Origin of the sequence: Bifidobacterium sp. UBA744, from assembly GCA_002298605.1 — a bacterium.
Classification (GTDB): Bacteria; Actinomycetota; Actinomycetes; order Actinomycetales; family Bifidobacteriaceae; genus Bifidobacterium.
Window position 1 is genome coordinate 1 of the sequence record DBKS01000029.1, and the last position, 11182, is coordinate 11182.

Genomic DNA, 11182 nt, shown 5'->3' on the forward strand with positions numbered 1-11182 from the left:
ACACCATCACCCCTGACGGCCTTGGCCGCGACGAGGAAGAGCGCATCGGCAACCTGGTCGGCATCCTGGACGCCGGCAACGGCCACGGCCTCTACCACGCGAACATCAACGTTCTGCGCAAGGAGACCATGGAGGACGCCGTCGAGCATCCCGAAAAGTACCCGCACCTGACCGTGCGCGTCTCCGGCTACGCTGTGAACTTTGTGAAGCTCACCAAGGAGCAGCAGCTCGACGTGATCTCCCGTACCTTCCACCAGGGTGCCGTCACCGACTGATTCACTCAGCCTGTGACCGGCTCTCCGAGGTAAGGCTCGGATGAGGTAAGACGCAAACGATGGGGCGGATCCTTAGGGGTCTGCCCCATTCGTCGTCTGTGTGCCCGGTGTCTCGGCATGCGTGAGAAGCGGGGAAAGGGAAGTGTCGCGCGTGACCTGCGCCACATCGTGAGCAAGGCCACATCGCCATAACGGCGTGCCACCGGCTGCGGCGGGAAAAGGGCAATACAATGAACTGCAGGTATTGACATAACGACACATGAATGCAGGAGGACGAGGATGTCTGCCACCACTCAGTTCCGCACCACCACACGGCACATGCTGAAGGAATCGAAGGAATACGCCAGCCAGACCCTCATGGGCGGTCTCTCGGGCTTCGAGTCGCCGATCGGACTTGACCGAAGGGATCGCATCGCGGCCCTGAGAACCGGCGACATCGGTTTCGTCCATTCCTGGGACATCAACACTTCGGTCGATGGTCCGGGCACGCGCATGACGGTGTTCATGTCCGGATGCCCGTTGCGCTGCCAGTACTGCCAGAATCCCGATACCTGGAAGATGCGCGACGGCCAGCCTGTGTATCTGGACGCGATGATCAAGAAAGTCGACCGATATAAGGATCTGTTCAAAGCCACCAATGGCGGCATCACCTTCTCCGGCGGCGAATCCATGATGCAGCCCGCGTTCGTCTCCCGCGTGTTCCATGCGGCCAGGGAGATGGGCGTGCACACCTGCCTCGACACCTCGGGCTTCCTGAACGCCAATTACACGGACGAGATGATCGAGGACATCGACCTGTGCCTGCTTGACGTCAAATCCGGCAACGAGGAGACCTATCAGAAGGTCACTGGTGGCACGCTGGCGCCGACCATCGAATTCGGCCATCGACTGGCCAAGGCAGGCAAGAAGATCTGGGTGCGATTCGTGCTGGTTCCCGGCTTGACCGATTCCGAGGAGAATGTCGACCAGGTGGCGAAGATCTGCGCGTCGTTCGGTGACGCCCTCGAGCATGTGGACGTCTTGGGCTTCCACCAGCTCGGCCGCCCGAAGTGGCATGAGCTGCGCATCCCGTATTCGCTGGAGAATCAGAAGGGACCCTCGGCCAAACTGCGCGAACGCGTGTCCAACCAGTTCAAGGATTATGGCCTGACGGTGTACTGACCGTGTACTGAGCGTGTACTGAGCGGCGGGCTCATCTGAAGGAATCCATGAAACCGACGGTGTCAATACGGCGATTTCAGGCTGGAGGAATCTAGCCTTGAAGTATGGCTGACATCTATCAGTTTCCCCGAGCCTCAGGGATTCGAGGCTCGGGGATTGCGGATGTGACGCGGGCGGTGGACTGCACCTCGCCGGCGCGATCCGGCAAGGTGCCTGAAACGGTGTGGCGTGCAGTCGAAACGGTTCGCGCCATGCCTCGTCTCGCAGGGGTTCGGTATCGGGAGATCCCCGTGCCGACGGCACTGTGCGATTATGGCATAGGCGTGGAACTGTCATGCGACAGGCATGAGTCCTCCGGCTGGGTGATGGTGCTGTTCGACTGCGAGCCCCGACGTGAATGGCATGGCCATTGGCGTTGCGTTGCCTTCGCATCCATGCCGATGGACGCCGGTGAAATTGATGCCCTCACCACGCATATGACATGGGACGACGTGCATGAGACCTTGGTGGGCATTGGCGTCCGTCCGGATGATATCGGCGGCACGATAACGATGACGCGCAACACGTCGTTCGGCACGCTTGAGGGGGAATCGGTGAGCTGCGAAATGCGCGTGTCATGGACCCCTGCCACCATGGGGGACCGGGATGTCGACGCGGGTCGGCAGATCAATGCCTGGGGACGGGCCATGCTCGACATGCGTGCATCCTGACCGGGCCGGAATCGCAGATGACCGTATTTGCGAGATGCGGCACGTAGCCATATGAGGTACTGGCGGAAGTCTGGACGGCATGCCGACTTCCCCGTGATTTACGAAAAGGAGTCATCCCTGTGAAGCCGGAACATGAACCGCGCTTGCTCGCCGAACCACGAGGGGGTGTTCCCGAAGTCATCGATACGCTTGACGGATTCAGACGCATGGTCCAACGATTCGCACGGGCAGGCGGATCGGTGGCTGCGGACGCCGAACGGGCTTCCGGATTCCGGTATGGCCATGAGGACTGGCTGGTGCAGTTCAAACGCGAAGGCGCCGGTATTGCGCTGGTCGATCCGGTGGCCCTGTCCAGGGAGGGCGGAGACTGGCTCAGCTTCAACATGGCGGTAGGGGACGCCACATGGATCATCCATGACTCGCTGCAGGACCTTCCCGGATTCGCCGATCTCGGGATGAAGCCGAAAGCCCTGTTCGACACGGAAATCGCCGCTCGGATGCTGGGACTGCACCGATTCGGGCTGGCCGCCGTCACCGAGCACTATCTCGGATTGACGCTCGCCAAAGAGCATTCGGCGGCTGATTGGTCATACCGTCCATTGCCTAGAGACTGGCGCAACTATGCGGCGCTGGACGTCGAATTGCTGATCGAGCTGGAGACGGCCATGAGGCGGGATCTCAAGGCCAGCGGCAAAGACGGGTGGGCCGCCGAGGAATTCGCCTTTCTGCTCGGCAAAGGCATGCGGCCCCGGGAAACGCCCGAACAGCCGTGGCGGCACATTTCGCGCATCAATGTGCTGGGAAAGGACGCCAGGGGCCTGGCCGTCGCCCGGGAGCTGTGGATTCGCCGCGACGAGATAGCGAGGGCGCACGATATTGCGCCAAGTCTGCTGCTCGCTGACTCGTCCATTATCGAAGCCGCGGTGAAGAAGCCTCATAACGCAAGGGAATTCCGTGCCGTGCGCTCCCTGAACGAGCGCGTACGCATCCATATGGGCGACGATCGCGACAAAATGTTCGAACGGTATGCGCCGATCCAGCGTTCGGTCAAGCCGAGCGTCTGGAAGGACGCGATCGCCCGCGCCCTGGCCCTGAAGGAATCCGAGCTGCCCGTCCGCACGGCGGGGCACCCCGGCGACGAGGGGAACGCACCGCGATCCATGCGCTACTGGCAGGAGAAGCATCCGGAACGGTACCGCACGCTGCAGCAGGCGCGTGCGGTGGTCAACCAGATCGCCGAAGACACGCGCACCCCGGCCGACGTGATCATCAAACCGCAGATTATCCGCAACTTGTGCTGGACGGACAATCCCGGGCAACGCGATGTGGCCGAGTTCCTCGCCGAGCAGGGCGCGCGTCGCTGGCAGGTGAATCTGCTGGCAAAATCCGTGACCCGCGCTATCATGTAGAGGTTGCCTTAATGGCAGAACTGTATGGTTTCAAGAATATTGGAGCGTAAGCGTGAAAATCAGCGTTCGTAACCTCGAGCCGACCAAGGTGAAGCTCACCGTCACTGTCGATCCCGAAGAGTTTAACCCGTACCTCGACACCGCCCGCAAGGAGATCGCCAAGCAGGTCAACGTCCCCGGTTTCCGTAAGGGTCATGTGCCCGGCAAGATCATCGACCAGCGCTTCGGCTTCGGTGCCGTGGCCGGCGAGGCTGTGAACGCCGCCGTCCCGGAACTGTATTCCAAGGCCCTCGAGGAGAAGAAGATCCACCCGATGGCCCAGCCCGAGCTGGATGTGCAGGACGTGCCCCAGTCCGCCAAGGACGACACCAAGCTGAAGTTCGTGGCCACCGTCGAGCGTCGTCCCGACATCGAGCTGCCGAAGCTTGACGGCATGGTCGTCGAGGTCGCCCAGCCCGAGGTGAGCGACGACGACGTGGCGAAGCGTCTTGAAAACCTCCGCCAGCGTTTCGGCACCCTGGTGGGCGTCGATCGTCCGGCCGCCAAGGGCGATTTCGCCAATATCGACCTTGATGCGCAGATCGACGGCGAATCCGTGGACTCCCAGGAGGGCGTGAGCTACGAGCTCGGTTCCGGCACCATGCTTGACGGTATCGACGAGGCCTTGGAAGGCCTGTCCGCCGGTGAGGAGACCACCTTCGAATCCACCCTGCAGGGTGGCGACCACGAGGGCGAAAAGGCCCAGGTCAAGGTGAAGGTCAACTCCGTGAAGACCGAGGAGCTTCCGGAACTCGACGATGACTTCGCCCAGGAAGCCTCCGAGTTCGACACCTTGGATGAGCTCAAGGCCGATATCCGCAAGCAGTGCGAGGCCGATCTCGAGGCCCGTCAGGCCACCGACGCGCGCGACGCCTTCATCGCCAAGCTGCAGGAGGGCCTGGAGATTCCGGTGCCGAAGGGCGTGAAGAAGGAAGCCGTCGAGCAGCAGCTCAAGGGCATGACCCCCGATCCGGAGAAGGCCACCAAGGAGCAGAAGGCCCAGGCCGAGGAAACCGTTGAGAAGGAGCTCAAGGACCAGATCGTGCTCGACGTGCTGTCCGAGCAGATGGACGTCACCGTCTCCCAGAACGAGGTCTTCCAGTTCCTCGCCTCCATCGCCCAGCAGTACGGCATGGAGCCGAACGCGTTCATCAACGCGATCATCAAGAACGGCCAGATCGGCTCCGCCGTGCAGGAAGTCGGCCGCTCCAAGGGCATGGTCGCCGGCATGAAGGCCGTTACCTTCAAGAACCCGAACGGCGACGTGCTCGATCTGTCCAAGTATCTTGGCGAGGTTGAGGAGAATGAAGAGGATCAGTCCGTCGAGGCCGCTTCCGCCGCCGCCGCCGTGGCCGATGAAATCGCCAAGAAGGACGATGACAAGGCCGACGACGCCGAATGAGCCGGAGCCGGGACGTCTTGATCCGTTGAGGGCATGACGCCTTCGGTGATCTTCGCTTGGTGGGGGTTTGGGATTCCATATGGGATTTCGAACCCCCATTTGCGTTCCTGCCGCAGGCTTCGCTGCGTCGGCGCTGGAACGCTGCCCACGGTGCGGGGTACACTGGGGTGCGTTCGCAACCGCTCGGATAAAAGGATTGACGCTGTGACGACTACGTTCCACTCCACCCGTTCCACCACCGATTCGTTGACCTCCAAGCAGGCAATCCGCAAAGGCATCGCCGATGATGGCGGCCTGTTCGTGTCCGACTCACTGGGCGAGCGCAAGGTTGATCTGGCCAACATCGCCGCCAAAAGCTACCAGCAAATCGCCTATGACGTGCTGTCCGTGCTGCTGCCCGATTACGGCGAGGAGGAACTCGCCGCCTGCATCAGGGAAGCCTATGGCGACCAGTGGTCCGATCCCGCCATCACCCCGCTCAAGCCGTTGGGGGATGATTTCGTGCTTGAGCTGTTCAATGGCCCCACCTCGGCATTCAAGGACGTGGCCCTGCAGATCCTGCCGCGATTCATGGCCCGGACCGGTTCCGCCGGTTCCGTCGCCGACGAAAAGATCATGATTCTGACGGCTACGTCCGGCGACACCGGCAAGGCCGCGCTGGCCGGTTTCGCCGACGCCGCGGGCACGGGCATCACCGTCTTTTATCCCGAAGGCAAGGTCAGCCAGGTTCAGGAACTGCAGATGACCACCCAGGTCGGTGCCAATGTGCGGGTTGCCGCCGTCAAGGGCAATTTCGACGACGCCCAGTCGGCCGTCAAGCGCATTTTCGGCGACAAGGCCCTGTCGGACAAGCTGGCCGCCGATTCCCATGTGGTGCTGTCCTCCGCGAATTCGATCAACGTGGGACGTCTGGTGCCGCAGGTTGTCTACTACTTCTCCGCCTACGCCCAGTTGCTGCAGCAGCAGGTCATCAATACGGGCGATGAGGTGGAATTCGTGGTTCCCACCGGCAACTTCGGCGACATTCTCGCCGGGTATTACGCCAAGATGCTCGGTCTGCCCGTGAAGCATCTGGTGGTCGCATCCGACAAGAACAACGTGCTCTTCGACTTCCTGACCACGGGCTCCTACAACCGCAACCGACCGTTTTTCCAGACGATCAGCCCCTCGATGGACATCCTCATCTCGTCGAACCTCGAGCGCATGCTGTACTACTTCGCCGAGAAGGACACCCGTCTGATCGCCATGCTGATGAACGATCTCAAGGACTATGGCTGCTACGAGGTGCCCGAGGAGCTGCTGGCCAAGATCCGCCACGTCTTCGGCAGTGGCTGGGCCGATGAGGATCAGGTGCGCGGGGCGATCGCCGATTGCTGGAAGAAGAACCACTACGTCATCGATCCGCACACGGCCTGTGGCTACTACGTCATGCAGCAGATGCCCGCCGATCCGCTCACTCCGCGCGTGCTGTTGAGCACAGCCAGCCCCTATAAGTTCCCGCGTGTGGTGAACGAGGCCCTCGGCTTTGACGCCACCGGCTCCGACTTCGCCTGCATGGACGAGCTGTCCCGCCAGACCGGGACAATCGCTCCCGCCGCGCTGCGTGGCCTTGAGACCGCCGACGTTCGTTTTGACAAGGTGGTTGAGATTGACGATATGGAGGATTTCGTCGCCTCCGCCGCCCGGTCGCTCTGACCATAGGGGGCTGCGGGTTGCGCTGGGTAATCGGCGCGACCTCGTGAATTCGACGTGGCAGAGGGCCGCGAGTCATACGATTCGCGGCCCTCTGCCAATGGAAGTTCGATTATGCGGATTGGTTTCGTTGATCGGTCATATATGCCCCTTAGCGAAACCGGTCGATTTCTGTTCAGGCGTTCCCGGCCTTCGCGGATGACGGGACTCCCGGATCTCTGTGATGACCTTGCACGAACCAGTAGGCGAGCCCCACGAACACGGCGCCACCGAAGATATTGCCGAGAGTGGCGGCGGAAATGTTGTAGAGGATGCCGGTTACGGACACCACATCGGGATTGACGGCAGCGGATGGCGCATATCCGGAGAGCTTGGCGACCAGACCCATCGGCAGGAAGAACATGTTGGCCACGCAGTGTTCGAACCCGCAGGCGACGAAGGCGGTGATCGGCAGCAGAATGCCCAGGACCTTATCGGCCACGGAACGGGCGGCGAAGCCGATGCGCACGGCCAGGCAGACGAAGATGTTGCACAGAACGCCCCGGAAGAACAGCGTGAGCCAGCCGGGGGAGATCTTGGCGGCGGCCACCGAGATGGCGGTGGTGCCCGCCGCCGCGGAGTTAAGATCCAGAATGCCGGCGGCGGAGACCAGCGCCACGGCGATCAGTGCGCCGAACAGGTTACCGACCCATACGATCGCCCAGTTCTTCAGCATCTGTGCAATTGCGATGCGGTGCTCTGCCACGCCGGAAATCATCAGCGAATTGCCGGTGAACAGCTCGGAGCCGCAGCACAGCACCAGCACCAGTCCGAGACAGAAGGCAAGTCCTCCCAGGAGTTTTGCGGCGGCGAACGACAGTGCTGAATCCGAGGTGATCACGATGAAGAACAGCGCGCCAAATCCAATGAACGCGCCGGCGAACATGGCGGAGACCAGAAGTCTCGGTGTCGGCGTATGGACTTTGTTTTCGGCGGCGGCGTCGACCGCCTCCTCGACCTGCGACGGGGTGAGCGCGTTGACTGACGGTTGTGACATGGTAGGTGGGCCCTTTCATCTCTTGAATAGACGAACGCGAGATCCTTCTCGAATCCGCCCAACGGCCATCGACGGCCGCTCCATTGTGCCGGTCGCAGACGCCGCTGCTGGTTCCTTGGATACTGTAGCGCGCAACGGCGTCTTTGGAATGGACAATGTCGTTGATATGCGGTGGGTACGACTATCATCGTTGAAAACACGTCATACAAAAAGGGGGCTGCGATGAGCGAAACAACCGATGCGCCTGGCCAGCGGGTTCTCCGCGAGGTCTGCGACATGGCCGACGCGGCGGCGAAGGCCCAGTCGGCGTTGGCCCAGGCCACCAGCGAGGCCAAGAATGAATTGCTGGTCGACATTGCCGACGCCTTGGTGGGCCAGGCGGACCGGATCGCCGCCGCCAACGAACTGGACATGCGTGATGCCTTCGAGGCGGGCATGGACCAGGGCAAGCTCGACCGCCTGCAATTCGGTGTCGAACGCATCGCCTCCACGGCCAGGGGAGTGCGTGACGTGGCGGCCCTGCCGGATCCCGTGGGCGAAATGGTACGGGGAAGGAAACTGCCCAACGGCATGCGGCTCAATCAGGTGCGTGTGCCCATCGGCGTGGTCGGCATGATCTACGAGGCCCGTCCCAATGTGACCGTTGACGTGGCTTCGCTTTGCCTGAAATCCGGCAACGCCGTCCTGCTGCGCGGCGGGCACGCCGCCGAGCGCACGAATGCGGCGACGCTTGCCGTGATCGGCGACGTGGTGGAGCGCCACGGGTTCGCCAGGACGCTGATCTCCACCGTGGATCCGTACGGACGTGCCGGCGCCACCTCCATGATGGAGGCGCGAGGCCATATCGACGTGCTGGTGCCGCGTGGCGGCGCCGGTCTCATCCAGGCGGTGGTGCGCAATTCGAAGGTTCCGGTCATCGAAACCGGTGCCGGCAACGTGCATATCTACGTGGACCGCAGCGGAGACCTCGGCAAGGCCGTGCCGATTATCCTCAATGCCAAAACACAGCGCGTGGGTGTATGCAATGCGGCTGAGAAACTGCTGGTGCATCGTGACGTCGCGAACGAATTCCTGCCCGTGATCGCCACTGCGCTCTATGCCAGGAACGTCGAGTTGCATGCCGATGACGACGCCTACGCCATTCTCGACGGCATGCCGACCGGTGAGGGCGGATTGCTGCATGCCACCGTCGAGGATTGGGACACCGAATATCTGGCCCTGAAGATGGGCGTTCACATCGTCGATTCGCTTGACGAGGCCATCGACCACATCAACGCCCATTCCACCGGACACACCGAGGCCATCATCGCCGAGGATTATTCGGCGGTCGAGCAATTCACCCGGCGCATCGACTCCGCCGTGGTGATGGTGAACGCATCCACGCGTTTCACCGACGGCGGCATGTTCGGCCTGGGCGCCGAGCTCGGCATCTCCACGCAGAAGCTGCACGCCCGCGGGCCCATGGGCTTGGAGGAGCTGACCACGACTCAATGGATCGGATACGGAACGGGGCAGGTGCGCGCATGAACGACGACGTGATGAAGTCGCTTGAGATTGATGTTCACGACCAAAAGACGGGACTGAAAATCGCCGCCGAGCGGCTGAGCATGGTGCGTTACGTGTTCCTGGTCCAGATCGAGGACGGCATCGCCTCGGCCGAGCAACGGGCCAGTCTGGAATACGCCGACGCCGTGCTGATCGGATGGCCCGACGTCGATTCGCCCGAAGTGGCGACCCTTGACGAGGAGCAGGTGCGGAATCTCCGTCAGCAGATGACGCTGATGGAGCAGTACGTCGAACGCTTCCGGGAGATGGAGCGCGAAGGCGACGTGGACGGCATGACCGACACGCTGATCCGCATTACCGAGCGGGTCGCCGAGGTGCGCCGCAACTTCCAGCCCGATTTCCCCCTGCCCACCTTCGCCGAGATTCGCCGTGTGGTGCAGGACGAATGGGACGAGGAGATGAACGCGATCGATCCGCAGCAGGACAATCCGACCGCCGAGCAGATGGAGCGGGAAACCGAGTCGGAGGACAGGGCGTGAGCGTTCAGGAGCGACGTATGTCCGATCTGTCGGCGCTGAACGCCGAGGAGTCCGTCAAACGCCCGTCGGCCCGTGGCAACCGTCATGCGGTGCCGCGCATCGGCATTATGGGCGGCACCTTCGACCCGATTCACAACGGGCATTTGGTGGCCGCGTCCGAGGTGGCGTGGGTGTACGACCTTGACGAGGTGATTTTCGTCCCCACCGGTCGCCCGGTGTTCAAGCTCGATAAGCAGGTGACCAATGCCGAGGACCGCTATCTGATGACGGTGATCGCCACGGCCTCGAATCCCAAGTTCACGGTTTCGCGCGTCGACATCGACCGTCCCGGCGTCACATATACCGTCGATACGCTGCGTGACATTCGCGCTTTGCGGCCGGATGCCGAACTGTTCTTCATCACCGGCGCGGACGCGGTCGCCGAAATCATGCGGTGGAAGGATGCGGACAAAATGTGGGATCTCGCGCATTTCGTGGCGGTCACGCGGCCCGGATACTCGTCGAACCTGAAAGGCCTGCATATCGACGACCTGCCCAAGGGCAAAGTCGACATGCTGGAGATACCGGCGCTGGCGATCTCGTCAACCGATGTGCGCCGTCGCAGCCGGGCCGGCGAACCCGTGTGGTATCTGGTGCCGGACGGCGTGGTGCAGTATATCGGCAAGCACGGGCTGTACCGATAGGGCGGCTTCCGCGCCTGCGACACCTGGGCTTCTCCCTCCGTCGCCGGTCGTGATTACACTGGTCGCACGTCAACTCTGGGATAAGCACTGGGAGACAATAGTGGGAACGATCCTCGAAGGCAAGCCTGATAAGAACCTCATTCTTGTGACCGGACGGTCTCACCCTAAACTCGCCGCGGAGGTGGCGTCCCAGCTCGGCATCGACGTGTTGGAGACCACTTCGTATGACTTCGCCAATGGCGAGATGTATGTGCGCTATACCGAATCCGTTCGCGGCGCCGACGTGTTCGTGCTCCAGACCCACGCCACTCCGGTGAACAAGGCGATTATGGAGCAGATCATCATGATCGACGCGCTGAAGCGCGCCTCCGCCCGTTCCATCACCGCCGTGTGCCCGTTGCTCGGGTACTCCCGCCAGGATAAGAAGCATCGCGGCCGTGAGCCCATCTCCTGCCGCCTGGTGTTTGATCTGCTGGCTACCGCTGGCGCCGACCGCATCATGTCGGTGGATCTGCACGCCGCGCAGTCGCAGGGCTTCTTCGACGGGCCGGTGGACCATCTCATCGCCATGCCGGTGCTGGTCGATTACATCCGTGACCGCTTCCAGGGCAATCTGGACAATGTCGCCGTGGTGTCGCCTGACGCGGGACGTATTCGCGTGGCCGAGCAGTGGGCCCAGCGTCTCGGCGGCGGCCCCCTCGCCTTCGTGCACAAGACCCGTGACATCACC

At 62.1% G+C, this 11182-nt stretch carries 11 protein-coding genes; 10 read left to right on the plus strand and 1 reads right to left on the minus strand.

Features of this window, described 5'->3' with window-relative positions; genetic code table 11:
- The 6 genes from B2994_RS03145 to thrC all read left to right on the plus strand — a co-directional run.
- The coding region (locus tag B2994_RS03145) for a glycine radical domain-containing protein (protein ID WP_291526935.1) at nucleotides 1-275 on the plus strand (275 nt) is incomplete at its 5' end.
- Nucleotides 276-554: 279 nt separating this feature from the next.
- Nucleotides 555-1436, plus strand: a complete 882-nt coding sequence (pflA, locus tag B2994_RS03150; protein ID WP_291526936.1) for a pyruvate formate-lyase-activating protein — start codon at nucleotides 555-557, stop codon at nucleotides 1434-1436.
- 104 nt (nucleotides 1437-1540) lie between these two features.
- Entirely contained in the window at nucleotides 1541-2146 is a 606-nt protein-coding gene (locus B2994_RS03155; protein ID WP_291526937.1) for a DUF3000 family protein, read from the plus strand.
- 119 nt (nucleotides 2147-2265) lie between these two features.
- Nucleotides 2266-3555: an HRDC domain-containing protein gene (locus B2994_RS03160; RefSeq protein ID WP_291526938.1), complete on the plus strand. Its 1290-nt coding sequence runs from the start codon at nucleotides 2266-2268 to the stop codon at nucleotides 3553-3555.
- Between the two features lie 52 nt (nucleotides 3556-3607).
- A complete protein-coding gene (tig, locus tag B2994_RS03165) occupies nucleotides 3608-4996 on the plus strand; it encodes a trigger factor (protein WP_291526939.1) in 1389 nt (462 codons plus the stop codon).
- 204 nt (nucleotides 4997-5200) lie between these two features.
- A complete protein-coding gene (thrC, locus tag B2994_RS03170) occupies nucleotides 5201-6691 on the plus strand; it encodes a threonine synthase (RefSeq protein WP_291526940.1) in 1491 nt (496 codons plus the stop codon).
- A gap of 172 nt (nucleotides 6692-6863) precedes the next feature.
- On the opposite strand, the gene B2994_RS03175 is transcribed toward thrC, so the two are convergent.
- Nucleotides 6864-7724, minus strand: coding sequence for a formate/nitrite transporter family protein (locus tag B2994_RS03175; protein ID WP_291526941.1), 861 nt, complete (start codon nucleotides 7722-7724; stop codon nucleotides 6864-6866).
- A 222-nt stretch (nucleotides 7725-7946) separates the two neighbouring features.
- Here B2994_RS03175 and B2994_RS03180 point away from each other — a divergent pair, with 222 nt between their 5' ends.
- From B2994_RS03180 to prs, 4 genes are all read left to right on the plus strand, one after another.
- Nucleotides 7947-9251, plus strand: coding sequence for a glutamate-5-semialdehyde dehydrogenase (locus B2994_RS03180; protein WP_291526942.1), 1305 nt, complete (start codon nucleotides 7947-7949; stop codon nucleotides 9249-9251).
- The gene (locus B2994_RS03185; protein ID WP_414630631.1) at nucleotides 9215-9769 is read left to right on the plus strand and encodes a phosphoribosylglycinamide synthetase; all 555 of its coding nucleotides are present in this window, start codon (nucleotides 9215-9217) and stop codon (nucleotides 9767-9769) included. The genes B2994_RS03180 and B2994_RS03185 overlap by 37 nt, the downstream gene beginning before the upstream one ends.
- A gap of 17 nt (nucleotides 9770-9786) precedes the next feature.
- Complete coding sequence (gene nadD, locus B2994_RS03190; protein WP_291526944.1) at nucleotides 9787-10452, plus strand: nicotinate-nucleotide adenylyltransferase; 666 nt, start codon at nucleotides 9787-9789, stop codon at nucleotides 10450-10452.
- Nucleotides 10453-10549: 97 nt separating this feature from the next.
- Nucleotides 10550-11182: ribose-phosphate diphosphokinase (prs, locus tag B2994_RS03195; RefSeq protein ID WP_291526955.1), on the plus strand; the 633-nt coding region annotated here is incomplete at its 3' end.

Bases quoted from the DNA above. Each gene is read 5' to 3' on its own strand.
- B2994_RS03185 (WP_414630631.1), top strand. From the start codon at position 9,215: ATGGATCGGATACGGAACGGGGCAGGTGCGCGCATGAACGACGACGTG.
- B2994_RS03155 (WP_291526937.1), top strand. From the start codon at position 1,541: ATGGCTGACATCTATCAGTTTCCCCGAGCCTCAGGGATTCGAGGCTCG.
- nadD (WP_291526944.1), top strand. From the start codon at position 9,787: ATGTCCGATCTGTCGGCGCTGAACGCCGAGGAGTCCGTCAAACGCCCG.
- B2994_RS03175 (WP_291526941.1), bottom strand. From the start codon at position 7,724: ATGTCACAACCGTCAGTCAACGCGCTCACCCCGTCGCAGGTCGAGGAG.
- pflA (WP_291526936.1), top strand. From the start codon at position 555: ATGTCTGCCACCACTCAGTTCCGCACCACCACACGGCACATGCTGAAG.
- B2994_RS03180 (WP_291526942.1), top strand. From the start codon at position 7,947: ATGAGCGAAACAACCGATGCGCCTGGCCAGCGGGTTCTCCGCGAGGTC.